The following is a 23,738-nucleotide window of genomic DNA, read 5'->3' as shown; positions in this document are numbered from 1 at the left end:
TTTTGCAACTCTAAAAATTTCGATATAACAATGAATGTAACAGCAAAAAACCACGATGAGGTTAGTGCTTTACTTACCGTAACGGTAGACAGAGCAGATTATAAAGACAAGGTAGAAAAACAACTTCACAATTACGCGAAAAATGCGCAGGTACCCGGTTTCAGAAAAGGTAAAGTGCCTATGAGCCTGGTGAAGAGACAGTATGAAGCTCCTATCGCCTTTGAAGAGATCAATAAGTTGGTTAACGACAGTCTGAACAATTACATCAACGAAAATAATTTAAAAATGGTGGGCCAGCCGGTACCGCTTCCGGTAAACGATTTTGACCACACTGCTGAACAGCTTTCAGTTGCCTTTGAAGTGGGTTATGAGCCGGAAATGACCATTGACCTTTCCAAATATGAAGCAGCACACTACAAAGTAGAGGCTTCAGACAAAGAAATTACAAAGTCCATCGAAAACATGCAGAAGCGTTTCGCCGAGCAGGTTCCGCAGGATGACATCACTGATGACAGCTTTATCGCACTTGAAATCACTCAGGTAGTTGAAGAAGATGCTGAAGGTGCACACAACCACCCGCCAAAGAATGTTACCATCAATGCTGAAAGCAAGGAGGCATTTGACCTGGTGAAGTCCCTGAAAATGGACGGTTCTGTAAAGGTTTCTAAAGCGGACCTTACTGAAAAGGAAGAACTGGCCAAGCAGTTGGGCTTCAGCAAAGCAGAAATTGAGCATTTGCACCACGATGAGGTAGAGGTGAAAGTGAAAGATTTCTACGGACTGAACAATCACGAACTGAACCAGGAACTTTTTGATAAAGTGTACGGTGAAGGAAACATCAAGTCTGAAGAAGAACTTAAGGAGAAAGTAAAGTCTGAACTTGATGAATATTTCCAGCAGAACGCGGATATTCATTTCGTAAACAACATACTGGAGCAGATCACAGAGAAAGAAGAAGTTCAGCTACCTGAAACTTTCCTTACAAAGTGGTTGGTATTCAGCAACGAGAACATCAAAACTGAAGAACAGGCCAAAGGAGTACTGGAAAATGAAAGAGCTGCCATCAAGCACCAGATCATTGAAGGTAAACTGATGAATGACAACGAGATCAAGCTTGATTACGAAGATGTATTGGCTCAGGCTGAACAGTTGGTTAGAAACCAGTTGGCGATTTACGGAATTCACCACCTTCCGGACGAGGAGGTACAGAAATATGCTGTAGAAATGCTGAAAGACCAGGAGCAGGTACGTCAGATTTCTTCAGAAGTTGCAATGGCAAAACTGAAAGATGTGATCCTTGAAAAAGCGACTAAGACTGAAACGCCAATTTCTCATGATGAGTTTATGGAAATGGTGAAGCAGGGATAATATCCTACAAAGCTTATTTTAAAAAATCCGTCCGGCAGTTTACTGCCGGACGGATTTTATTTTAAAAACAGCTGTTTATAATTATCTTAGAAACTGAAATACTGCAAATCCCTGTTCTTAACAAGATAGTCTTCAAGCCTGCCCAGTTCCTTAGCCGAGATAAATATTTCCAGTGTCAGTGTCAGGCTTTCCCCTTCTTTTTCCAGGCTCAATTGGTTGGTCTCTCGCTAGGTTTTGATGTCAATTTGAATGGTAAATTCTTAACAAAACTTTAACATTTGTTTAAGTTTTTGTTTGCTTTTAATAAATAGCTTAGTGTTATAAAACATAATATAATGATAAACAAAAAAACAAACAAACAGGCAGTGTGCAGTTCCCTTCTAACGGCAGTTTGTTCTCTATTTTTAGCCGCCACGAGTTTGCTGGTTAATTCTTGTAAGGACGAATTTTTGAACCCAGAGCTAAAAACGAGGAAAACTTTACTTCTTCCATGACTGCCCGTACATTTTCCGGCGACTCTCTGATTTTACAAAACCCGTATTCGGTGACGAATATGGAAGATGCCTTACAGAAAATAAAAGATGAGAACCCAGATTTCCCTATCCGCGATTTTGCCATACAGGAAACGCACCGCTACCTGAAATTTAAACCTAACACGGAGGAAGAGGTAGGCTTGTTGAAGCAGGATTCGACCATTCATTATTTCGATTACCGTATGGATTGCGAATATGCCGAAGGCTTTCTGGAAAACAGGGTTCCTGATGCCGACTCCATTTCGGTGTATTATACCGCTGTTCCTATAGGTAAAGCCTTGCCCAACGTAGATTATGAGGTGCTGAGTCATCTTTATATCCCCGAGCAGGATGCCTATTTTGATGCGGTGGAAAATATGGAAAGTTATCCCATTACGAATGTGGTAGATAACACCACCGATTTGTTTTACCATTTGCTCTACAATGCTTTTGCCCAAACCGGAAACGAGGAAGAGCTTTTAGCAGAACCTGAACCCAATGCAAGAGGACTGTTTTCTATATTTGCAACAAAGTGGTACCCCAGCGGGAATATAAAAGTAAACGACGATGTGGCAGGAGTAAAACCGGTAACAGGTGCACAGGTCCTCATGCGGCAGTGGTTTACGGTAAGACAAGGGATTACTGACGGCAACGGAAATTTTTCCACAGGGGACGTACGCGGAAAAGCACGGTATGTTATTCAGTGGGAAAGACATAATTACAGTGTACGTGATGGATCTTTTTTTCAGGCAGAAACACACGGGCCGAATGTAAAGCAACAATCCTGGCATACGACTATAAGTGGTGGTAAGGACGAATATCATTCATTAATTCACCAAGCAGCGCATGACTTCTACTATGGAAATAGATTTGCTCTTATATCACCTCCAATAAATAATCATTTTTATAATTTTGGAAAACAGACCCAGATAAAAATTGCAGGTAGATTATCCAACTCTGGTCCGACTTCTTCTTATTCACATTTAAGAAGTGAAATTACATTTGGACTATCAGCTCAAGTTCATATAAAAGATTATGGAAAACCATCTGATCAAGTATATGGTACTACAATTCATGAATTAAGCCATGCTTTGCATTCTGTAAAAGATAGATCATCTTATAACGATATCGTACAAGACTCTTTTTTATCTGGAAACACACAGGTGAGAAAAAGGAATCGTAGATTATTGGAGAGTTGGCCAACTGCAGTGGAAATCTTGATGACATTAGAAAGGTATAAAGTAAGGTATAATATTACTAATTACAGCGTTTACTCTAATTATCAAATAATTAACTATCAGAAAAGAAAAATTTCAGAAGAAAACTTGTATACATCAGGAATATATGACATGACGGATGAGATAGATCAAAGAAGAATTTACGGATCCGAATATCCCATTGATCAAGTTAAAGGATATACTATAAAAGAGTTGGAAAATGCTCTGTCAGGAGCAAGGTATTGGAATGACTACAGGGATAAAGTTAAAGCAATGTACCCTAATAAACCTACAAGACCTTTTATTGACGAATTATTCGCTAACTGGCAAGATTAAATATTATGAAATCACTTATATTATTAAGTTTCATATTGCTGCTGAGTCAATGTAGAACAGATCAGGGAGATACAAAATATTATGAATATTCTATAAAAAACAAGTCCAACTCTAAAATTGACCTAATACCCTATTTTAACGGTCAAGTTAATTATAACTCAAAAATTTCAATTGTGCAGGATGGAAGTATTGCTTTAAAAAAAGAAGTTGATCCCCCTTACAATGACGGCTTGTTAATGTCAAGTTTTTTTGTAACTCCTACGTCTGGTATATTGACTCATGTAGAAGTTGTTTTTGATAATTCCAAAAGAGTTATTTATCAAGATTGTACAGAATCAAATCAATGCTTTAACCAGCCTAGGAATATTTATAATCCTATATATAACAATGAGCTAAAAGTAACATATATCATAACTCCGGAAGACTATCAGAATGCGATAAGTTGTGGTGGAAACTGTTATTAATTAATATTTTTTAAAAACCTCACGTTTAAAGCGTGAGGTAAATTCTTCAAAAAAAATTTTTATTTTCACACTATCAATCTATAAAAAAATATAATATGAAAAAAATTTTACAATCTCTGTTTGTAGTAATGCTGATGCCGTTCATGCACGCACAAATCTACAATTTCAGTCTGCTTTCATCACCTTATGTTGCACTGACGGCTTCAACTTCGGTTACAAACGGTACAGTTTGGACTTCGTGGTCAGGAATTAGCGCAACAGCAAATATTGGTTTCAACTTCGTAGCAAATGGTAACCTGAATACCAACGCGTTGCACTTTGATACAAATTTTGTCCCGACCGTTGTCTTTTCAAATCAGCCAAATCCCAATACCGGTTTCATTTTCGCCCCAATAATTGCTGATACTGCCGACAGAGGATTCGTAAGCGGAACTTCACAATCAAATATTTCCTACAAAACGGAAGGAAATGTAGGAAGCAGAATTTTTAAACTTGAATGGAGCAACATGGGCTTTTATAATGAAATTATCAGCGATAATGTTTCTTCCGATTTTATCAATATACAGCTTTGGCTATACGAAGGTTCCAATATTATTGAATATCGTTTTGGAGCAAGCAATATTTCCAACCCCGCGCAAAGTTTTGACGGCGATCCTGGTTTTGGCTGCGGTTTATATCCCCAATTCGACTTTAATACAGGGGAAATTATAGGAAGTGCTTATGCATTAAGCGGCAATGGGAGCAGTCCAACATTTGCTTACACGCCAAATTACGAAGTATATGTTACCTCTGCACCTGCAAGCGGTACTGTTTACAGATTTGCGCCATCCGCCCTTTCAACAAATGAAACAAACACTTCCACGGCGGCAGAAATTTTTCCTACTATTGTAGATGATAGCTTTAATATAAAACCAAGATCTGGTAGTAAAATTAAATCAGTTACCGTTTTTGACATGTCAGGAAGGATGATTATCAATACTAAAAAAACAGACAGAATTTCTATGTCCGGAGTCGCAAAAGGAATTTATAATGTTGTTGTGGAAACAGATTCAGGAAATACCTCCTCAAGAATTATTAAAAGATAACGTTAAATTTAAATGCTTTCGTGTCGCGGATATTTAATGCGCGACGTCTCTTTATAAATGCCAATGTCTTTAAAATCCGGCATTCATGAAAAACTCAATACTTTTATCGGGTAGAAAAATTACAGTTTGTATTGATATCTTTGAGAAACAACAAAATCCAAACGGTGATTTCGCACGACCACTTATGGAATTGGTGAAGCAGGGATAATATAATACCCCCGCAAATTTGGACCACTTGACTAATTGAAAAAAAAGTTTAATTTTAATCAAGTGAAAATTATGAAAAGAAGCAGAAGAAAATTCGATTCCTCTTTCAAGGCACAAGTTGCCGTTGAGGCACTGAAAGAGCGGCAAACACTCTCAGAACTGGCCGTTAAGTTTGATTTGCATCCCAATCAGATCTCGCAATGGAAGCAGGAGTTTTTGGAGAACTCCTCGCTTGTATTTGAGCAGAAAACCAAATCATCGACCTCTGGTAACGATGTGGATGTGGATAAGCTGTATTCCAAGATAGGGGAATTACAGATGGAGAAAGACTTTTTAAAAAAAAGTTTATCCAGGTTAGGTCTATGATTGATTCCAAGCTTTTAATTGACCGCAAACATGCTCTGAGTATCCGTAAACAATGTGAGGTTCTAGAAATAAACCGTTCCGGATTTTACTATGAGCCCAAAGGCGAACCGCAGGTGAATCTGGAAATCATGGAGATCATGGACAAGCATATCCTGGAAGAACCCACTGCCGGAGTCCTGACCATGCAATCCATGCTGGAGGACAGGGGAATCCACATTGGTTATGAGCGTGTAAGACGGCTGATGAGATTGGCTAGCATCAAACCAATCTATCCCCGCAGGCATTTAACGCAATGGAAAAAGAACGAATATATTTACCCCTATTTGCTTCGGAATCTCGCTATAACGGAGAAAAATCAGGTTTGGGAGATTGACATTACTTACATTCCCATGGCAAAGGGATTTATGTATCTAACAGCAATTATCGATGTTTACAGCCGCTATATCGTTGGCTGGGGACTGAGTAACTCGCTCGATGCCGATTCCTCTCTAAGGGTAGTAAAAGATGCGATCCGGGACCACGGTAAACCATCGATCCTGAACAGTGATCAGGGCAGCCAATTTACCTGCAGAGAGTACGTTGAGTATCTCAAAGACCAGCATATCCAAATAAGTATGGATGGCAAAGGACGCGCGCTGGACAACATTTATATCGAACGATTTTGGCGAACTATAAGTATCAGCACATCTATTTAAATCCTGCAGAATCCGGCATTGACCTTTTTATTGGTATTAAAAAATGGATTGAAAAATATCATTACAAAGCCCATCAGGGAATTGATAGAAAAAAGCCAGCTAGTATGTATAAAACGGCAGCCTGATTCAACTAAGAAATGATCAAAAGTGGTCTAGTGATGTCGAGGTATTTTATAATATACTATAAAGCTTATTTTAAAAAATCCGTCCGGCAGTTTACTGCCGGACGGATTTTGTTTTTGAAACAGCTGTTTCCAATTATCTTAGAAACTGAAATACTGCAAATCCCTGTTCTTAACAAGATAGTCTTCAAGCCTGCCCAGTTCCTTAGCCGAGATAAATATTTCCAGTGTCAGTGTCAGGCTTTCCCCTTCTTTTTCCAGGCCTATTTCGTTGGCTTCCCGAGCTATATTTGCAATCTCGCTTACAATTCCAGACTTGCCTGAAAAATTTTCTGAGGATATCTTAAGTTTCAGAATTTTGCTGTGATGCTGCGGCATCAAACTGCTGGTGAAATATTTTGCGGTGTTGATCACAATCATCGCTGCTAACAGAAATGTGAAAGCCATATAAATTTCACCAAAACCAATAGACATTCCCACGGCAGCGGCAATCCAGATTACACCGGCTGTTGTAAGGCCATACACATTAAAACCTTCCTTGAAGATAACGCCGGCGCCCAGAAAGCCTATACCGCTTACAATGTAGGAGGCAATCCTGGTTGGGTCGCCAACGCCGGAAAGTTTGTAGGAAAGGATGGAAAAAAGGGTGGAACCAAGGCAAATCACCGTAATGGTCTTCAGTCCTGCAGACTTGTCTTTCATCTCCCGCTCGAAGCCCAAAATCAGTCCTGCGGCTACCGAGAACAGTGCTTTATATACATCAAGGAGTTCAAAATGTTCAGACATCAAATCTTATTTAGTTAATTCTTCAGCTGCTGAATTCCTTCTTCCATTCTTCCGCAGCTTCCGAAAGTGTAAGGTAGAAGTTTTCACCATACTTACGGATTAACGGTGTTTTCAGGAATTTGTAAACAGGTACCTGCAATTCTTTGCCCAAAACACAGGCATCACTGCAAATTGGCCATTCGTGATAGTTCAGCGCCGTAAAAGTGGAGTATTCGGTTACACGGATCGGGTAGAGATGGCAGGAAATCGGTTTTTGCCAAACTACAGCACCGTCCTCATACGCCTTCTCGATTCCGCACTTGGTAATTCCTCTGTCGTCAAAGATCACATAGGCACATTCGGCACCGTTTACCATAGGAGTTACATAATCACCGTCATGCGGATCTATGGTCCAGGTTCCCTGTTCTTCCAGTGCTTTTACACCTTCGGGGCGCAGGTAAGGTTTTACCTTATCAAAAATATCTTCAAGGATTTTGGTCTCCTCCTTATCCAGTGGTGCGCCCACATCGCCTTCTACGCAGCAGGCACCCTTACATTTGGTTAAGTTGCAAACAAATTCTTCGGAAAATATTTCCTCAGAAATTAATTTATCGTCAATCTGTATCATGTTCGTAAAATTTATTGATAGCCGGCAATTTTAAAGGCAATCACACATCCAATGATTATCCACAGGCCCAGTTCTTTCTGCCACTCTCTTTTGGTGAAACGCAGAAAACGGCTTAATATGATGCTTGCCGGCAGCGCCAGCAGCAAAAGGTATTCATAGTGGTTTCCCATGTAAAGCACAACGGTGATTAGCTGTGCGATAAAGAAAAGGAGCATGAAGGAATATTTAAATTTGCTGATCGGGCTTTTCTTGTTGTAATGTATAAAGTGGTCAAAAATGGCATACGCCATCATTAGCATCACAGGCAGGAGATAAAGAAGTTGGTCATATTCCCTGTGAAATTTAAATGCTGTAAAAGGGAAGTAGGCATCATTCCATGAATGATAGCCCATGAAATTCATAACCGGGAAGTAACTCAAAGCAATTAGGATCACTCCGTAAATCAGGCGGAAAATATGCAGGCCGATTCGGTTAGACGTTCCAAGAATATGGAACAGAGCAAATATAGCCATGGGCCATGTAGCCGGCAGGAATATATAATTTACGGCCAGAATAGCGCCCACAATAAGGTAGGATTTCCGCCTGAAATCATCATTCATACTTGTCATAATGAGGATAAGGAACGAGTTGGTAAACAGTGCTACCGCAATTCCAATGTCCAGTCCGCCGGGGAAGAACGCAAAAATAAAAAATGTGTAAAGAAAGAGTGGCAGATGGGTTTGGTAGGTCAGACCGATTGTATTGAATCCAAAGTATCCCAGCGCGATTCCTGCAACTGTTATAAGGGTGGGTATCAGCGATAAACTGTTGAGGCTAAAAACATTAAATGCAACTACAGACAAAAGCAGGAAACCAATATAGACGGGGATTGAAAAAATATTGCTTTCTTTTGAAAGTAATCTGAACATTTTTCTTAAATTTGTGCAAAGTTAATCTAAAAAAGAAAATAATGACGTCTATATTCCTCTTCTTAAGCGATGTTTTCACCTGGGCCTTTGGTTTTTTTGAAGCTTTCGGTTATGTCTTGAACTGGATACTTTTCATCGTTGCATCAATCATTTTCATTTATTGGTGCTGGGAGCTTGTTGTTCCTTTGGGAAATAACAAAGACAGGGATTACAAGTCTCCTTCTAAGGTAAAACGTCCTTATTACGACACTGAAATTTACAAGAAAGGTTAAATAAATTGATTATAGATAAAAACCCGTTTTTCCAGGAAAAGCGGGTTTTTATTTTTGTTGAGTTTATCTGCTTAACTTACTTATGACAGGGAATCACTAATACAGGAACAGGCGAACTTTTAGTCAGGTCTTTGGTCAGGCTACCTACAAAAACATCATAAATGCCACTGCGGCCGTGCGAACCCATTACAATATATGAAGCATTTTTCTCCGCTGCATATTCCAGAATAATATCTCTGGCAATACCCTGGCGAAGCAAATGTTCACACTCCACACCCTGGGATGTTATCTGTTGCTGCATGCGGTCCAGTTGTTTCAGTTCCTCATTAATTTCGTTCTGCTCTACTTCGGGAAAATACTGAAAACCCATATCACCGATGGCGAAACCAATATCTGATGGAGCCACATGAATCAGAAAGATTTTCCCTCTGTTTTCTTTAGCAAACTTAACTGCCCCCGCTATAAGCACATCTGCTGTCTCTGTAAAATCAATCGGTAAAACGATATTAACCATGATGCAAAAAATTTTGTAGTTTAAAGTTAAGTAATTTTTGCGAAAGATGCAGGTCCAATTACTGAATTCTAAGATCCATTACCCGCTGTCCATCCAGAAATGCCTCCAGAATATCATTTTCTTCCACTTTGCCCACACCTTTCGGAGTGCCTGTAAAAATAAGGTCGCCTTTTTTCAGAGTGAAGTACTTTGAAACGAATGCGATGATTTCTTCCGGTGAAAACAGCATCATCGAGGTATTCCCGGCCTGTACCTCGGTTTTGTTTCTGTTAAGTGAAAAATTCAGGTTTTTGAGGTCGAAATCACCTTTGGGATAAAAGTTAGAGAGTGCTGCGGAACCGTCAAAACCTTTGGCAAGTTCCCAGGGCAGTCCCTTCGCCTTCAGTTCACTTTGCAGGTCGCGGGCAGTGAAATCTATTCCCAGACCAATTTCACTGAAATAATCCCCGGCCCTTTCAGCCTGAATGTATTTCCCCACTTTCGATATTTTAAGCACAACCTCCAGTTCATAATGAATGTCCGTGGAGAATTCAGGAATATAAAAATCCAGACCCTTCTTCAGAACCGCCGAATCTGGTTTTATAAAGATCACAGGTTTTTCCGGGACCTCGTTGCCAAGTTCCCGGGCATGCTCCGCATAGTTCCGGCCTATACAAATGATTTTCATAGTATTCTGTAGTTTTTAAGCTTTGAATTCGTGGTCGCAGTAATAGCAGTGATAAATATTGCTCCTTCCTTTCAGCGGCAGCCCGATAAGAAGCAGCGAAATACCGAACAGTCCACCAGGGTTCTCGTCCCGGTAAAGATGGTTGGATCCGCACTTGGGACAAACCATGTCGAATTCAGGATTTGGGATAGTGTGTTCCACATCGAGGCGTGATTGATCATTCTGCAGGAAATTTTCCAGGATCTCAGCTGCTTTCTCCCTCTGATCTTCAAATACCTGCAGCTGTATGCCACCCAGCGCCTGAGACAGGAGCCAGTCTGACTGAATGGTTTGCTCATTGGCAATAAAGCTTTCAATACCGTGATTCGCCAGAATCTGCTTGTCGCGGTTTGCCTCTATGCTGTTGCTGTAAAACTTGAATTTAACCAAAGAAGCCATGATCTCTAAAATTTGCTTCTGAGTTGGATGCCGGTAAGTACCTTTTTGGTATACAGCGGAAAATCGGCATTCTGGATCCAGCCGTAATAGCCCAGATCTTTCTGGAAAACATCCTTCACGCGCTGACCTTTATATTTTCCGAAGGTAAAAATCTCTTTCTCGTCCTCATCAAAAGCGATAAAACCCGCCAGGTCCGCAAATCTTGAATGGTGCGAAAATTCACTCAGTCCGGCAATTTCGTTTGGCAATTCCTCATAATGGGCCACCTGCGCGTCAAGCACTTCAAATGTGGCCAGTACATCAGCCTCTGCCGAGTGAGCGTTCGTAAGTTCCTTGCGGCAGTAAAACTTATAGGCCGCTGTAAGGTTTCTCGGTTCCATTTTGTGGAAAATGGTCTGTGCATCCACCAGTTTGAATTTACTGAGGTCAAAATCAATTCCTGACCGCAGAAGCTCTTCAGCCAGCAGCGGAACATCAAACCTGTTGGAGTTAAAGCCTCCCAGGTCGCAACCTGTGATCATTTCCATAACCTTTGGTGCGATTTCAGCAAATTTAGGTGAATCTTTTACATCGTCATCACTGATCCCATGTACGGCAGTAGATTCCTTTGGGATGTACATGCCGGGGTTTACGAGCCATGTACGGCTCTCGCGCGAGGCATCAGGATGAACTTTCAGTATGCTTATTTCAACAATCCTGTCTTTCGCCACGTTGGTTCCGGTGGTTTCCAGATCGAAGATGCAGAGCGGTTTATATAGTTTTAAATTCATTGTATTGTTGTTAATAAGAAAGCGTTATCTGAGCTGTTTCCGGAAAATCACTGAAATAACCATATAGTAAACTACTGCCAAAGGAATCCCCACAGTTCCAAATATAACAAGCAGCAGAATGCCACCAACTAATAAGGCGATCTTAGGATAATTATCTGCCGGTCTCATTGATTTAAACTTCATGGCAACCATTTTCAGAGGACTGACAAGCAGCCACGAGGACAGCGCCGTAAGAAGCAGAAGCAGCATCGGATTTTCAAAGAGGAAACTGAAACTTGCGTTTTCCATATGAGCATAGTAAAGTCCCAGGATCAAAACGGTGTTGGAGGGCGTATTTAGGCCTTTAAAATAGTATTTCTGCTCATCATCAATATTGAAAATGGCAAGTCGCAGACAGGAGAAGACAGTGATGAAGAAGGCCAGATACTTAATTTCGAACGGCAGCATTATGCCCATGAAATCATAGCCGAAGGGTTCCAGTGCTTTGTACATCACGACTCCCGGCAGTAATCCGAAACTCACCATATCTGCAAGGCTGTCCAACTGACCACCAAGGTTAGAGGCTGTTTTGGTGAGTCTGGCAATGAATCCGTCAAAGAAATCCAGGATCAGGCTTATGATAATACATACTGCAGCTGTACCGTAATTGCCGTCGAGTAATTGGATGACACCTATTGAGCCGGAAAAAAGATTCCCCAGCGTAAAAATGTTAGCGAGATTTGTTTTCAGAAAACCCATACCAGCAAAAATAAGCTTTTTATCCCGTTATCAACTTTAGCGTGCTGCCTGATATGTAATCGGGATATTAATTTAATGTAAATTTGCCGCTATGAATTTTTTCAGGGAATTTAGGTCCGGGGAAGTGCTGGTACTGGCTTACAGGCTTCTGCTCGTGTATTTCTTTTATCAGGTGGCGCGCCTGCTTTTCTATTTTTATAACAGTGATCTTATTAAAGTAGAAAGCCTGTCGGATTATTTTAATATAGCTTACAGGGGCATAGCCTTTGACACAACAGCAATCCTGTATGTAAATGCGCTCTTTATTCTGCTGAGCTTACTGCCGTTGGTCATTAATACCAAAGGTTATTATCAGAAAATACTGTTCTGGGTCTATTTCATTACCAATGGTATTGCTTACGGAATGAATTTCGGCGATTTTATTTATTACCGTTTCAGTCAGGCAAGGCTTACTACCGCAGCTATGCATGTAGCGCAGCATGAAACCAACCTGATGAAGGTGTTTTTCGTCTCTGTACTTCAGAATCCTTCTGTACTTATCCTGTTTGCTGTAATTATGGCTGTATGGGTTTGGCTTTACCGTAAAGTTAAGGTTGAAGCGCGCAAACCTGTTAGGTTGATTCCCTACTTTATTTTGTCGGTAATTGTATTGTGTTTAACAGCAGTGCTGGCCGTGGGAGGGATACGCGGAGATTTTAAACATTCCACCCGTCCAATAAATCTTGTAGATGCCAACCGGCATGTGAAAAACCCGGTGCAGGCTAATCTTGTACTGAACAGTGTTTTCTCATTTTTCCGTACGCTCGGAAGCAATAACTTTGAACTTGTTAAGTATGTTGATGACGAATTTATACAGCAAAATGTCCATCCTTATAAGCAGTATACACGTAAGGTGACCAACCGGCCTAATGTTGTGATACTGATTGTAGAATCTTTCGGCAGGGAATATTCCGGCGCATTTAACACTCATAAGGATATTGATGATTATATTTCTTACACTCCTTTCATTGACAGTCTGGCCGCTGAAAGTCTTATTTTCCCCAATTCCTATGCGAATGGCCGGCAGTCTATCCACGGGATGAGCAGCATACTTGCCGGAATCCCAAGTTTAACCGATGCGTTTACAAGTTCACCCTATTCCAATCAGAAGATTCAGAGCATAGTTTCAGTGTGTAATGAGCTGGGTTACGACACATCGTTTTATCACGGGGCTCCTAACGGCTCGATGGGATTCCAGGGTTTTGCAGGTATTTTAGGTTTTAAAGATTATTTCGGGAAGAATGAATACAATAACGATGCGGACTTTGACGGTATGTGGGCGATCTGGGACGAGCCTTTTCTGCAGTATTTTGCCAATAATACCGGCAAGACGCAACCGTTTATGTCTACAGTATTCACAGCTTCATCACATCATCCCTTTACAGTTCCGGAAAAATACATAGGTAAATTCCGCCCCGGCTCCGTAGAAATGCACATCCCGATGCAGTATACGGACATGGCGATCCGCAAATATTTTGAATCAGTAAAAAGCAAGCCCTGGTTTAAGAATACTATCTTCGTCATAACCGGAGATCATCCCAATAAAGTTCATTATCCCGAGTATGAGAAAATGATGAACCGTTTTGCCGTACCTATCCTTTTTTATTCGCCCAATCCGGAGTATAATCTGAAAGGAGTAAATATGGAGCTGGCACAACAGATGGATATTTACCCCACCCTGGCCGACCTGATTGGATATAACAAAAAAATCCGCAGTTGGGGCAGAAGCCTGGTGTCGGAGCAAAAGTTTGAGCCCTTCATCGTAAATTCTGATGCTGTGAACAACCAGATAATGACCAATGACTATATCTACAGATTTGACGGTAAGGAAGTGCACGGTATTTATGATATCAACGATCTGAATATGGACAACAATCTGAAGGGTAAAGTAAACAACCGTAAAGCGGCTGCCGGTGAGAAACTGGTCAAAGGCTGGTACCAGGATTATATGGACCGCGTAATTAACAGAAAACTGAAATGAAACGGCGGGCAGCGGCAATCTTGATTGGAAAAGACATAATCGCTGTGATGTGAATAATAAAAAAGTTGGAACTTAACATTTTTTGATTATTTTTATCAAAAGATAAATCAATACAAAAAATACTTATAGATTATGAAAAAGTTTGCTTTTGCTTTCGCAGCCCTTTTTGTGGGTGTACTTTCATTCGCACAGATTGAAGGTAAATGGAAGACCATAGATGATGAAACCGGTAAGGCTAAATCCATTGTAGAAATTACGAAAAATTCCAAGGGACAATATATAGGGAAAATCGTACAGCTTTTGGCGAAACCCGAAAATAACAGCTGTGTAAAATGTACGGACGACCGTAAGAATAAACCTTTGATTGGACTGGAAATAATCCGCGGACTGAATAAAGACGGCAACGAGTTTACAGGCGGAACCATTACTGACCCAAAAAGCGGCAAAACTTATAAATGTACAATCAAACGCGAAGGCGACAAGCTGAACGTTAGAGGTTATGTAGGTTTTTCTCTCATTGGAAGAACGCAAACCTGGCAAAAAGTAAACTAAGCATTCACGGCTTAAAATAATGAAACAGGGCTTCGGGCTCTGTTTTTTTTGTTTAAGGATTCAATAAAAATTCAGTAATTTTGTGCACTAATAAATTTAATGCAAATATGGCAGAATATACTTTCCGGGAAGTGATTGCGCAGGCAATGAGCGAGGAAATGCGTAAAGACGAATCCATTTTCCTGATGGGTGAAGAGGTGGCAGAATATAACGGAGCTTACAAAGCTTCCAAAGGTATGCTGGACGAATTTGGTGCTAAAAGAGTAATCGATACCCCAATTGCTGAGCTTGGTTTTACAGGTATCGCAGTAGGCGCGGCTATGAACGGCAACCGTCCCATCGTGGAATATATGACCTTCAACTTTGCCATGGTAGGTATAGACCAGATTATAAATAATGCTGCCAAGATCCGCCAGATGAGCGGTGGCCAGTGGAACTGTCCTATCGTTTTCCGTGGGCCTACAGCTTCTGCAGGACAGCTTGGGGCTACCCACAGCCAGGCTTTCGAATCCTGGTATGCTAACTGTCCCGGACTTAAGGTAGTGGTTCCTTCGAATCCTTATGATGCGAAAGGACTTCTGAAAACTGCAATTCAGGACAATGACCCGGTAATCTTCATGGAGTCTGAGCAGATGTATGGAGATAAGATGGAGATTCCTGAAGAAGAATATTACCTGCCAATCGGTAAAGCAGATATCAAGAGAGAAGGTACAGATATTACCCTGGTTTCATTTGGCAAGATTATGAAGCTGGCAATGCAGGCTGCCGAAGATATGGAAAAAGAAGGGGTTTCCGTTGAGGTAATCGACCTTAGGACTGTTCGTCCGCTGGATTACGATACGGTTCTGGAATCAGTGAAGAAGACCAACCGTCTTGTTATTTTGGAGGAAGCCTGGCCATTTGGTTCAGTAGCTACCGAAATTACTTATATGGTACAGCAAAAAGCATTTGATTATCTGGATGCGCCAATCAAGAGAATCACTACTCCTGATGCGCCGGCCCCTTATTCCTCAGCACTTTTTGCCGAATGGTTCCCCAAACTGGAAACAGTGAAAGCTGAAATTAAGAAAGCAATGTACATCAAGGCATAAAATAGATAAAAACTCTCGAAAGGGAGTTTTTTCATTTATAAATAGTCTCATAAACAGGTGGTTTAATAGAATACCTTTGCCGATATTTTTTTTGAAATGAATTCATTAGCTGGTGGTCATCAATTTGACCTTAAAAAACTCTCTTTTATGGGAGTTTTGGTCTCTCTGGGAATTGTTTTTGGAGATATCGGTACTTCGCCACTATACGTGATGAAGGCCATAGTTGGTGCGCGCGAAGATTCGGCTTCACTTCCTTTGGATGAATATATTGAAGGTGCACTTTCCTGTATCATCTGGACACTTACGCTGCAGACTACACTGAAGTATGTGATCATTGCACTACGGGCCGATAACAAGGGGGAAGGAGGGATTCTGGCCCTTTATTCTCTGGTCAAGAAATTCAGGAAGCGATGGCTGTACCTTATTGCAATCATTGGAGGGGCTACGTTGGTGGCAGACAGTGTGATAACGCCTTCCCTAACGGTGATGTCGGCGATTGAGGGGCTTAAAATCTATAATCCGGAAACTCCCGTGGTCCTCATAACCTGCGGTATCCTGCTGGTCATATTTGTGGTACAGCAGTTCGGCACCAGCTTCATCGGGAAATTTTTTGGCCCTGTAATGGTGATTTGGTTCCTGGCGTTGGGTATTTTCGGGTCTATGCATATCTCGGATCATATTGAGATTTTCAAATCTTTCAATCCCTATTACGCTTATCAGCTTATTACTCATTCTCCGAGTGCAATAGTTATTCTGGGTGCCGTATTTCTGTGTACCACCGGTGCGGAAGCCCTGTATTCTGACCTAGGCCATTGTGGAATTAAGAACATCAGGATAAGCTGGATCTTCGTAAAGGTGATGCTGATACTGAATTATCTGGGACAGGGTGCCTGGTTGCTGGACAATATTGATACGGTGCAGGCGAAAGGTCTCAATCCTTTTTTCGCAATCATGCCGGAATATCTTATCCTTCCGGGAGTGGTACTGGCATCAGCAGCTGCAATTATTGCAAGCCAGGCCGTAATTACAGGCTCTTTTACCATGTTTACCGAGGCCATGTCCATTAATTTCTGGCCAAACCAAAAGATTGATTATCCTTCCGGTGTTAAAGGGCAAATGTACATCCCACGTATTAACTGGGGCCTTTTGCTTATGTGTATCATTGTGGTACTCTATTTTCAGGAGTCCGGTAAAATGGAAGCTGCGTATGGTCTTACCATCACCATTACGATGCTTATGACCACTGTGCTTTTACTATTCTGGCTGAGACGTAGAAGGGTACACCCCTTACTCATGCTTCTTTTCGGTGGAACCTATCTGTTCATTGAACTTGGTTTTTTCAGTGCGAACGTCATTAAGTTTTTTGATGGTGGCTGGCTGACCATAGTGCTGGGTGGGTTCATCGGCGTTTGTATGTATGCCTGGTACAACGGCCGGCGAATCAAGAATAACTTTATAAAATTTGTGAGTTTTGACAAGTATGTTCCCATAATCAAGGAAATGAAACTGGATGAGACCATCCCTAAATACGCTACCAACCTTGCATATCTGAGCCGTGCAAAACGAGAAAATGAGATTGAGGCAAAGATCATTTATTCCATCCTTCGCCGCCAGCCCAAACGTGCGGACCATTACTTTATACTGAATATCGTAAATCAGGAAGACCCTTTCACATTCAAATACTCAGTGGAGGAAATCGTGGCGGGCACCATTTACAGGGTCAACTTTATGCTTGGTTTTAAGGTAGACCGTCGCATCAATGATTATTTTGATGATGTACTGAAGGACCTTATGGCAGAAGGTGTAATCCCCTCCCGAAGCAGTTATCCTTCACTGCGGGCCCACAATATTCCGCCTGACCTTAAGTATGTAATTATCGACAATACCTACATTAACGATACGCTGCTTACCATCAAGGAAAAGATTACGCTGAACATCTACAACTTCGTAAAATATATTGGCAGCGACGATTTCAAAGCCTGGGGTGTTTCAAGACACAATGTCGTAGTTGAATCTGCGCCGCTGCTGGACCAGCATATCATCGTAAAAAAAATACAGCAGGTTGATTTCAAAAGGTCGGAAGGCTGACGGGATACGCTTCCCCACTGTTTTTCAGTGTCAAAGAAAAAAGTGATAAATTTGCAGCAAACAGCAGCAATGGATTCCGTACAGAAAGATAAAAATGTAGAACAGATTAAAGATGTCCTTAGGCAATACCTTCAGGAAAAAGGATTCCGTAACACGCCGGAGCGCTACACCATTCTGGAGGAAATTTATTCCCTGGACCATCATTTCAATGTAGATGATTTGTATCTGCTTATGATGCAGAAGAAATATCACGTGTCCAAAGCCACCATTTACAATACCATCGAGATCTTTCTGGATGCCGGCCTCATCCGCAAGCACCAATTTGGCGAAAAGACCCTGAGCACATCATCCTACGAGAAATCTTATTTCGATAAGCAACACGACCACCTGGTAATATACAAGCGCGACTCCGACAAGGAAATTGCAGAAATCATCGAGTTCTGTGACCCTCGGATACAGGGAATCAAACAGTCTATCGAAGATGCCTTTGGTGTAAATATTAATTCTCACTCGCTTTACTTCTACGGTACCAAAAAAGATTGATGAAGAAACTTCTTGCGATTTTCCTATTTGCTTCGGTGCAGCTTATGGCGCAAATTACCACCAGGCCCACGGATCCTCTTGTAAAGGACCCTTTCTTCAGTCAGCAGCAGGCGCAGCAGAAGACAGGCGAGAAGGTAAAGCTCGTTCACGCCGATTTTGTAAAGAAAGACCCCACCAAGTTTAACGGAAATACTTTTTTTGAAGGAAATGTACAGTTTGACCATCAGGGTTCTGTAGTTACCTCCGATTTTGTGATCTGGTACGAAAAGGAGAATTTTGTAAAAGCACTTGGACATGTTAAACTTGTAAATGCCGATGGTTCCGTAATCACAGCCGGCGAAATGGAATACGACGGAAATACCCAGCGAGGTATCGCCAAAAAGGATGTGGTCCTTACAGATCCCAAACAGACCATCCGTACAGAAACCCTTTACTATGACAGGATTTCGAACAAAGCTTACTTCAATACCGGAGGTACCATCACGGATGGACAGGGTATTATGTACGCGAAGTCGGCTACCTATAATATCGCGACCAAACTCATTGACTTTACAGGTAATGTAAAGATCGAGAACAACCAGTATATTGTGGACGGCACCAACATCGTGCAGAACCAGAATACCAATGTGGCTACTTTTAACGGTCCTACAACCATCATTAACAGAGATAACCCGTCCAACAGAGTCTATACCGAAAGCGGTACCTACAACCAGAACACCAAGGAAGTATGGCTTAACAAAAACTCTACGATTTACTATAACAACAAAACGCTGGTAGGTGACAGGATGTACTTCAACCAAATCACCGGTTTTGGTACAGCTACAGGAAATGTAACCCTGAACGATCCGCAGGAACGCCGTTATATTAAAGGTGGTTATGGCGAAATTTACGAGAAAATCGATTCGGCCATGGTTACTGAGAGGGCCTATGCCGTAAAAATCCTGGAGAACGACTCCATTTACTTTTCAGCAAACCGAATTCTGGCCTACCAGAAAATGGACTCAACGAATGTAAAAAAGAGTTTCCTGCGCGCCTACCGTCAGGCACGTTTCTTCAAATCGAATATACAGTCCCGTTCAGACTCGCTCAGTTTCAATGAAACCGACGGTGTGCTGCATCTGGCCGGCAGTCCTATTGCATGGAGTGGAGCCAAACAGGTTTCGGGAGATAAGATTGAAGCCTATTTCGATACCGAAAATGAGTACATCGACTCGCTGAAGGTCATTGGAAACGCTTTTGCCATCAGTAAAGCCGATTCACTGAACCTGAAGGACGAATTCAACCAGGTTAAAGGTAAGCTGATGACCGTTTATTATAAAGAAAACCAAGTGAACCTGGCCAATGTCATTGGTAATGCGCAGGCAGTTACTTATGCCGACGATCAAAACGAAAGGACCCGCGAAACAGAAAGGATTGGCGTGGCACTTTCAACCTGTGGGATCATTGAAGCCCTTTTCGAAGAGCGGAGAGTTCAGATTGTATCCTGCAATATCGGTGCATTAACGGATATCTATCCTATGAGCAAGATCTCCAAAGAGATGAGGTTTCTGCAGGGTTTCAACTGGAATACTAAAGACCGCCTGCTCAAGTGGCAGGATATTTTCGTGGACACGCCCAACTACGAAGAAGTTCAGTATACTGAAGATAATCCGTTCTTCGATGCGGCACAGGCCGAAGTAGACCGCGCCCGCGCCGAAGAAGAAGCCAAGAAACCCAAAAGGGTCAGGAGGTAACTCCATCTTTGCACTTTCTTCTTTATTCTTTGTCTTTTGTCTTGTTTTCAGGGCGCCTTTTTCCGCCCTCCGTTCCCGCTTTTATTCCGCTTTGCTCCATAAAAAGAGCTCCACTCAGGTCGGGGCGCGGGTACTCTTGAGTTTTCAAAGAGGTGCAGTTCAGCGAAGTTTGGATCTCAAGGAAATTATTTTGAAAAAGTAAGTTGTGTATTAGCAACAACTAATACCTAAACTAATTAAATGAAGAACAAAATTTACTTACTCTTACTGTTTATGGTTCTTGCGGCTTGCCGTAGCGATTACTTGCAGGATGCAGAGCACAGGAATGTACAGCTTACTGAAGGTCTAATCACCAGGATTATCTCTCTGAATGAAAGTAAGCACAGAACAAGATTACTTTCGGAGTTATCCAACTCTAAGGAAATGCTGTCAAAACCTTCTATAAAAAACACTTTGGGAAAAACAGTGAATTACGGAGATAGTGTATCTATTAACACAGATCATGTAGTTTATATTGAGAATGGAAATTATCACAACTACATCTTCAAGATTAACAGGACGAACTCCCAAGTGAATGAACCTATTGAAAATTTACTTCTTACACCACTTCCTGATGGGAGCTATAAGGAATATTTAATTGAATATTTTATCACTGAGCAGGAGCAGCAGTTATTTGAAAGTGGAGCTTGGCCTATTCCACAAAATAAAATAAAAATGAGGCAACTTACATCAGGGACATACAACAATGGAGGGTTAATCCAAACCTTAAGCCTTCAAAACTGTCAGATGGTTTTTGTGGGATCTTATTATACCGTCTGTGATGGACGCCTAAAGCACAGTAATGGTGAAGCGTCTGCTCCCAATGGGCCATGTGAAGCTGACCATCCATCTACCTTTGTTATATTATATCAGGAACAGTGCGAAAGTATTGATGAACCGCCACCAATAGGCAGTACGCCAACAGTTCCCGGAACACCGGGTGATACTCCTGGCGGTGGCGGAGAAACGTGTCCAGATTGCCCTCCTACAGAACCAACAGAGTGTATACAGATTCCCACCGATCCTACCGACCCTTCAACCGGTATTGGTGAGAATGGCTGTACCCCTGTTTTACCGATAATACCGATTTTAACTGATCCCAAACCACAGACGCCGTGCGATAACACGAAAACATTAATGCAACGGCCGGAAATTAAGGCACATACTGAAAGCTTAGACAGTCAATCTAAGGCTAAAAATGAAAAAGGCTATAACGTAAGTATAACAGGTTTCGTATCACCATTGATTGATGGCGAAGAGCATCGCGTTAATCTCGGATCGGCTACCGGTCAGCAGGGAGGCGGACACAACCATACACCGGATGGCATCAAAATGTTTTCTGCTACCGATATTGGTGCAAAATTACTGAGCTACGTTGTAAATTATCAGGAAAGCGACTATCAAAATGCTTTCTTTCAAATGGTAGGGTCAGATGCAAGTGGCTCGTGCCCAGGTGGCTGGTGCTATAGGAATTACATTATACGTTTTACAGGTAATGCACAGGATTTAAATATTTTTTTAAAAGCTAATTATGATTTTAAGGAATTGATAAATCAACAAAAAAGAAGAGAACTGTATCTTCAAACAAATTCGTCGAATACAGTATCACCTTACAGCAATATTTTGACTAACGAAGGTCTTGAGAAGTTTTTCTTTGAAACATTAAAATTGATGAATAAGCAAGGTAAAGTGATGTTACAAAGAATTGAAAAAAATAATAACAATTATACGGTATCTAATATAACCCCAAACCCTGACGGTTCGATAAATGCTGTACCTTGCCCATAATTTAAAATTTTTACTATGAAAAAATTACTTTATTTAGCCTTATTTTTAATTTGTATAGCATGCAAAGCTCAAACTGTTGCTTTTAATACGAGTCTGGACGATATACCAGATGGAGCATATGTGAAAGATTTAAATAACGAATTAGACCCATTCATAGGAGAGTATAAAGTAACATATGAAGGAAGGGAGACAACTTTATTTATCAGTAAAGTTTCTCAAAAGCCAATCGCGTATGGAAATAAAAATTACTTTCAAGATGTTTTAATAGTGAAATTCATTGTTAAAAATTTCTCTGGTACCGTTTTACAGGATACTCAAAATATTGCAACAACAACAAATGAAATAGAAAGCATCACCTTTATTCCCCAAATTCAATCACTTGGTTTTTCGTATTCGGGCAATAATTGCAGCATTGGAAACGGATTGATCTATATGAAAAAGATCAGTCCTACTCAGATTTCCTGGACGTACAACCCCCAAACAACCGCCATTGATGACGTAAGCTGTCCGCCAAATGTGGACAAAAAGATTTACCTGCCTGATACCAAGGATTTAATCTTCACCAAACAATAATCGAAACCGCTACCCGGCGGTTTTTCTTATTTTTGCACCATGCAAAACGATTTCTTTAAATACCAGGCTCAGACCACCCAATTTGCGGCCGGTTTCGAAGTGGAAAAGGCCGAAGGGAGCTATATTTACGGCAAAGACGGCCGGAAATACCTGGATTTTGTAGCCGGAGTTTCTGCCAATACTCTTGGTCATTCACATCCCAAAATCATTTCAGCCATTAAAGACCAGGCCGATAAATACCTGCACGTTATGGTCTACGGCGAATATGCCCAGGAAATGCCCGTGAAACTCTGCAGATTGCTGGCTGAATCTACACCCGATCCGCTGGAGGTCACTTACCTCGTGAATTCAGGTGCGGAAGCGATAGACGGCGCCCTGAAACTGGCCAAAAGATATACGGGGAGGGAAGAAATCGTTTCCTTTCACAATTCCTACCATGGAAACACCCACGGCGCACTCTCGGTTTCAGGCAACGAATACCACAAACGCGAATTCCGGCCGCTGCTGCCGTTGGTAGACTTCATCGAGTTCAATAAAGAAGAAGATCTGGAGAATATTACGCACAAAACGGCTTGCGTCCTTCTGGAAACCATACAGGGAGCGGCCGGATTCATTCTCCCAGAAGGGGATTATCTGAAAAAACTGAAATCGCGTTGCGAAGAGGTAGGGGCATTGCTGATCCTGGACGAAATCCAGCCGGGTTTCGGGAGGACAGGTAAACTCTTTGCCTTTGAACACTATGGAATTGTACCCGACATCCTGGTCATGGGAAAAGGTATGGGCGGTGGCGTTCCGGTAGGTGCCTTTATGAGTTCACGCAGGATAATGGAAAGTCTGTCGCACTCGCCCAAATTGGGACATATTACGACCTTTGGCGGCAATCCGCTTATTGCAGCCGCCAGCCATGCTACTTTGAAGGAAGTTCTTGAGAGTGGCCTGATGGCTGAGGTTGCTGAAAAAGAAAAACTTTTCCGCGAATTGCTGGTACACCCAAAAATTAAAAATATCAATGGTAAAGGCCTGATGCTGGCCGTAAATCTGGGTCAGCCTGAGTATACGCTGCAGGTGGCAAAACGCTGCATGGAAGAAGGTTTGGTGGTCTTCTGGCAACTTTACCGCAATGAATACCTTAGGATTTCCCCACCCCTAACTTTAAGTTTTGATGAAATTCGCCTCGGTTGCCAAATAATTACCGACGTTTTAGATGAAGCGTAGAAAAATCATATCCATTCTGTTGCA

26 protein-coding genes are annotated in these 23,738 nt (G+C 41.6%); 17 read left to right on the top strand and 9 right to left on the bottom strand.

Features of this window, described 5'->3' with window-relative positions; all coding sequences use genetic code 11:
- Nucleotides 1-30: 30 nt before the first annotated feature.
- The gene (locus tag H1R16_RS04560) at nt 31-1,368 is read left to right on the top strand and encodes a trigger factor (protein WP_181887626.1); all 1,338 of its coding nucleotides are present in this window, start codon (nt 31-33) and stop codon (nt 1,366-1,368) included.
- An 86-nt stretch (nt 1,369-1,454) separates the two neighbouring features.
- Here H1R16_RS04560 and H1R16_RS12295 read toward each other — a convergent pair whose 3' ends face one another.
- Nucleotides 1,455-1,580 carry a hypothetical protein gene (locus tag H1R16_RS12295; RefSeq protein WP_259370316.1) on the bottom strand — a complete coding sequence of 42 codons (126 nt, stop codon included), beginning with the start codon at nt 1,578-1,580 and terminating at the stop codon, nt 1,455-1,457.
- Between the two features lie 278 nt (nt 1,581-1,858).
- On the opposite strand from H1R16_RS12295, the gene H1R16_RS04555 reads away from it, so the two are divergent.
- From H1R16_RS04555 to H1R16_RS04535, 6 genes are all read left to right on the top strand, one after another.
- Nucleotides 1,859-3,433 (top strand): hypothetical protein, encoded by a 1,575-nt coding sequence (locus H1R16_RS04555; RefSeq protein WP_181887625.1) that lies wholly within the window; start codon nt 1,859-1,861, stop codon nt 3,431-3,433.
- A gap of 5 nt (nt 3,434-3,438) precedes the next feature.
- On the top strand, nt 3,439-3,897 hold the full coding sequence (locus tag H1R16_RS04550) for a hypothetical protein (protein ID WP_181887624.1): 459 nt from the start codon (nt 3,439-3,441) through the stop codon (nt 3,895-3,897).
- Nucleotides 3,898-3,992: 95 nt separating this feature from the next.
- Nucleotides 3,993-4,982: a T9SS type A sorting domain-containing protein gene (locus tag H1R16_RS04545; protein ID WP_181887623.1), complete on the top strand. Its 990-nt coding sequence runs from the start codon at nt 3,993-3,995 to the stop codon at nt 4,980-4,982.
- A gap of 85 nt (nt 4,983-5,067) precedes the next feature.
- A complete protein-coding gene (locus H1R16_RS12290) occupies nt 5,068-5,190 on the top strand; it encodes a hypothetical protein (protein WP_259370315.1) in 123 nt (40 codons plus the stop codon).
- A gap of 71 nt (nt 5,191-5,261) precedes the next feature.
- The gene (locus tag H1R16_RS04540; RefSeq protein ID WP_181887622.1) at nt 5,262-5,555 is read left to right on the top strand and encodes a transposase; all 294 of its coding nucleotides are present in this window, start codon (nt 5,262-5,264) and stop codon (nt 5,553-5,555) included.
- The gene (locus H1R16_RS04535) at nt 5,552-6,250 is read left to right on the top strand and encodes an IS3 family transposase (RefSeq protein WP_181887621.1); all 699 of its coding nucleotides are present in this window, start codon (nt 5,552-5,554) and stop codon (nt 6,248-6,250) included. Before H1R16_RS04540 ends, H1R16_RS04535 begins: the two co-directional genes overlap by 4 nt.
- 263 nt (nt 6,251-6,513) lie before the next feature.
- On the opposite strand, the gene H1R16_RS04530 is transcribed toward H1R16_RS04535, so the two are convergent.
- From H1R16_RS04530 to H1R16_RS04520, 3 genes are read right to left on the bottom strand one after another with little or no spacing between them, the layout of a single operon-like run.
- A complete protein-coding gene (locus H1R16_RS04530; protein ID WP_181887620.1) occupies nt 6,514-7,158 on the bottom strand; it encodes an MgtC/SapB family protein in 645 nt (214 codons plus the stop codon).
- Nucleotides 7,159-7,180: 22 nt separating this feature from the next.
- Nucleotides 7,181-7,765, bottom strand: coding sequence for a DUF3109 family protein (locus H1R16_RS04525; protein WP_181887619.1), 585 nt, complete (start codon nt 7,763-7,765; stop codon nt 7,181-7,183).
- A gap of 11 nt (nt 7,766-7,776) precedes the next feature.
- Entirely contained in the window at nt 7,777-8,673 is an 897-nt protein-coding gene (locus tag H1R16_RS04520; RefSeq protein WP_181887618.1) for a DUF6427 family protein, read from the bottom strand.
- Between the two features lie 41 nt (nt 8,674-8,714).
- On the opposite strand from H1R16_RS04520, the gene H1R16_RS04515 reads away from it, so the two are divergent.
- The gene (locus tag H1R16_RS04515) at nt 8,715-8,945 is read left to right on the top strand and encodes a hypothetical protein (RefSeq protein ID WP_181887617.1); all 231 of its coding nucleotides are present in this window, start codon (nt 8,715-8,717) and stop codon (nt 8,943-8,945) included.
- 76 nt (nt 8,946-9,021) lie between these two features.
- Here the strand turns inward: H1R16_RS04515 and H1R16_RS04510 are convergent, their stop codons facing one another.
- Genes H1R16_RS04510 through H1R16_RS04490 form a run of 5 tightly spaced genes read right to left on the bottom strand, consistent with a single transcriptional unit; the run spans nt 9,022 to nt 12,072 of the window.
- Nucleotides 9,022-9,459, bottom strand: a complete 438-nt coding sequence (locus H1R16_RS04510; RefSeq protein ID WP_181887616.1) for a universal stress protein — start codon at nt 9,457-9,459, stop codon at nt 9,022-9,024.
- A 58-nt stretch (nt 9,460-9,517) separates the two neighbouring features.
- Nucleotides 9,518-10,126, bottom strand: a complete 609-nt coding sequence (locus H1R16_RS04505) for a fumarylacetoacetate hydrolase family protein (RefSeq protein ID WP_181887615.1) — start codon at nt 10,124-10,126, stop codon at nt 9,518-9,520.
- Between the two features lie 15 nt (nt 10,127-10,141).
- Nucleotides 10,142-10,564 (bottom strand): putative signal transducing protein, encoded by a 423-nt coding sequence (locus tag H1R16_RS04500; protein ID WP_181887614.1) that lies wholly within the window; start codon nt 10,562-10,564, stop codon nt 10,142-10,144.
- Nucleotides 10,565-10,569: 5 nt separating this feature from the next.
- A complete protein-coding gene (locus tag H1R16_RS04495; protein ID WP_181887613.1) occupies nt 10,570-11,334 on the bottom strand; it encodes a 3'-5' exonuclease in 765 nt (254 codons plus the stop codon).
- A gap of 24 nt (nt 11,335-11,358) precedes the next feature.
- Nucleotides 11,359-12,072 (bottom strand): CDP-alcohol phosphatidyltransferase family protein, encoded by a 714-nt coding sequence (locus tag H1R16_RS04490; RefSeq protein ID WP_181887612.1) that lies wholly within the window; start codon nt 12,070-12,072, stop codon nt 11,359-11,361.
- A gap of 91 nt (nt 12,073-12,163) precedes the next feature.
- Here H1R16_RS04490 and H1R16_RS04485 point away from each other — a divergent pair, with 91 nt between their 5' ends.
- From H1R16_RS04485 to H1R16_RS04445, 9 genes are all read left to right on the top strand, one after another.
- Nucleotides 12,164-14,092 carry an LTA synthase family protein gene (locus H1R16_RS04485; protein ID WP_181887611.1) on the top strand — a complete coding sequence of 643 codons (1,929 nt, stop codon included), beginning with the start codon at nt 12,164-12,166 and terminating at the stop codon, nt 14,090-14,092.
- Between the two features lie 132 nt (nt 14,093-14,224).
- Nucleotides 14,225-14,644, top strand: coding sequence for a DUF2147 domain-containing protein (locus H1R16_RS04480; protein ID WP_181887610.1), 420 nt, complete (start codon nt 14,225-14,227; stop codon nt 14,642-14,644).
- Nucleotides 14,645-14,751: 107 nt separating this feature from the next.
- On the top strand, nt 14,752-15,735 hold the full coding sequence (locus tag H1R16_RS04475; protein ID WP_181887609.1) for a pyruvate dehydrogenase complex E1 component subunit beta: 984 nt from the start codon (nt 14,752-14,754) through the stop codon (nt 15,733-15,735).
- A 96-nt stretch (nt 15,736-15,831) separates the two neighbouring features.
- Entirely contained in the window at nt 15,832-17,823 is a 1,992-nt protein-coding gene (locus H1R16_RS04470) for a KUP/HAK/KT family potassium transporter (protein WP_181887608.1), read from the top strand.
- Nucleotides 17,824-17,892: 69 nt separating this feature from the next.
- A complete protein-coding gene (locus tag H1R16_RS04465; protein WP_181887607.1) occupies nt 17,893-18,366 on the top strand; it encodes a Fur family transcriptional regulator in 474 nt (157 codons plus the stop codon).
- Entirely contained in the window at nt 18,366-20,099 is a 1,734-nt protein-coding gene (locus H1R16_RS04460; RefSeq protein WP_181887606.1) for an OstA-like protein, read from the top strand. The genes H1R16_RS04465 and H1R16_RS04460 overlap by 1 nt, the downstream gene beginning before the upstream one ends.
- A gap of 240 nt (nt 20,100-20,339) precedes the next feature.
- Entirely contained in the window at nt 20,340-21,926 is a 1,587-nt protein-coding gene (locus H1R16_RS04455; RefSeq protein WP_181887605.1) for a hypothetical protein, read from the top strand.
- A gap of 15 nt (nt 21,927-21,941) precedes the next feature.
- A complete protein-coding gene (locus H1R16_RS04450) occupies nt 21,942-22,499 on the top strand; it encodes a DUF6705 family protein (protein WP_181887604.1) in 558 nt (185 codons plus the stop codon).
- A gap of 39 nt (nt 22,500-22,538) precedes the next feature.
- Nucleotides 22,539-23,714: an aspartate aminotransferase family protein gene (locus H1R16_RS04445; protein ID WP_181887603.1), complete on the top strand. Its 1,176-nt coding sequence runs from the start codon at nt 22,539-22,541 to the stop codon at nt 23,712-23,714.
- Nucleotides 23,715-23,738 lie beyond the last annotated feature (24 nt).

It is taken from the genome of Marnyiella aurantia (genome assembly GCF_014041915.1).
GTDB lineage: Bacteria > Bacteroidota > Bacteroidia > Flavobacteriales > Weeksellaceae > Marnyiella > Marnyiella aurantia.
Note: the sequence above shows the minus strand (reverse complement) of the source record. Positions and strands in the feature narration are given on the sequence as shown.

Excerpts from the sequence above, each read along its gene's own strand:
- H1R16_RS04560 (WP_181887626.1), top strand. The coding sequence starts at position 31 with ATGAATGTAACAGCAAAAAACCACGATGAGGTTAGTGCTTTACTTACC.
- H1R16_RS04555 (WP_181887625.1), top strand. The coding sequence starts at position 1,859 with ATGACTGCCCGTACATTTTCCGGCGACTCTCTGATTTTACAAAACCCG.
- H1R16_RS04550 (WP_181887624.1), top strand. The coding sequence starts at position 3,439 with ATGAAATCACTTATATTATTAAGTTTCATATTGCTGCTGAGTCAATGT.
- H1R16_RS04545 (WP_181887623.1), top strand. The coding sequence starts at position 3,993 with ATGAAAAAAATTTTACAATCTCTGTTTGTAGTAATGCTGATGCCGTTC.
- H1R16_RS12290 (WP_259370315.1), top strand. The coding sequence starts at position 5,068 with ATGAAAAACTCAATACTTTTATCGGGTAGAAAAATTACAGTTTGTATT.
- H1R16_RS04540 (WP_181887622.1), top strand. The coding sequence starts at position 5,262 with ATGAAAAGAAGCAGAAGAAAATTCGATTCCTCTTTCAAGGCACAAGTT.
- H1R16_RS04535 (WP_181887621.1), top strand. The coding sequence starts at position 5,552 with ATGATTGATTCCAAGCTTTTAATTGACCGCAAACATGCTCTGAGTATC.
- H1R16_RS04530 (WP_181887620.1), bottom strand. The coding sequence starts at position 7,158 with ATGTCTGAACATTTTGAACTCCTTGATGTATATAAAGCACTGTTCTCG.
- H1R16_RS04525 (WP_181887619.1), bottom strand. The coding sequence starts at position 7,765 with ATGATACAGATTGACGATAAATTAATTTCTGAGGAAATATTTTCCGAA.
- H1R16_RS04520 (WP_181887618.1), bottom strand. The coding sequence starts at position 8,673 with ATGTTCAGATTACTTTCAAAAGAAAGCAATATTTTTTCAATCCCCGTC.
- H1R16_RS04515 (WP_181887617.1), top strand. The coding sequence starts at position 8,715 with ATGACGTCTATATTCCTCTTCTTAAGCGATGTTTTCACCTGGGCCTTT.
- H1R16_RS04510 (WP_181887616.1), bottom strand. The coding sequence starts at position 9,459 with ATGGTTAATATCGTTTTACCGATTGATTTTACAGAGACAGCAGATGTG.
- H1R16_RS04505 (WP_181887615.1), bottom strand. The coding sequence starts at position 10,126 with ATGAAAATCATTTGTATAGGCCGGAACTATGCGGAGCATGCCCGGGAA.
- H1R16_RS04500 (WP_181887614.1), bottom strand. The coding sequence starts at position 10,564 with ATGGCTTCTTTGGTTAAATTCAAGTTTTACAGCAACAGCATAGAGGCA.
- H1R16_RS04495 (WP_181887613.1), bottom strand. The coding sequence starts at position 11,334 with ATGAATTTAAAACTATATAAACCGCTCTGCATCTTCGATCTGGAAACC.
- H1R16_RS04490 (WP_181887612.1), bottom strand. The coding sequence starts at position 12,072 with ATGGGTTTTCTGAAAACAAATCTCGCTAACATTTTTACGCTGGGGAAT.
- H1R16_RS04485 (WP_181887611.1), top strand. The coding sequence starts at position 12,164 with ATGAATTTTTTCAGGGAATTTAGGTCCGGGGAAGTGCTGGTACTGGCT.
- H1R16_RS04480 (WP_181887610.1), top strand. The coding sequence starts at position 14,225 with ATGAAAAAGTTTGCTTTTGCTTTCGCAGCCCTTTTTGTGGGTGTACTT.
- H1R16_RS04475 (WP_181887609.1), top strand. The coding sequence starts at position 14,752 with ATGGCAGAATATACTTTCCGGGAAGTGATTGCGCAGGCAATGAGCGAG.
- H1R16_RS04470 (WP_181887608.1), top strand. The coding sequence starts at position 15,832 with ATGAATTCATTAGCTGGTGGTCATCAATTTGACCTTAAAAAACTCTCT.
- H1R16_RS04465 (WP_181887607.1), top strand. The coding sequence starts at position 17,893 with ATGGATTCCGTACAGAAAGATAAAAATGTAGAACAGATTAAAGATGTC.
- H1R16_RS04460 (WP_181887606.1), top strand. The coding sequence starts at position 18,366 with ATGAAGAAACTTCTTGCGATTTTCCTATTTGCTTCGGTGCAGCTTATG.
- H1R16_RS04455 (WP_181887605.1), top strand. The coding sequence starts at position 20,340 with ATGAAGAACAAAATTTACTTACTCTTACTGTTTATGGTTCTTGCGGCT.
- H1R16_RS04450 (WP_181887604.1), top strand. The coding sequence starts at position 21,942 with ATGAAAAAATTACTTTATTTAGCCTTATTTTTAATTTGTATAGCATGC.
- H1R16_RS04445 (WP_181887603.1), top strand. The coding sequence starts at position 22,539 with ATGCAAAACGATTTCTTTAAATACCAGGCTCAGACCACCCAATTTGCG.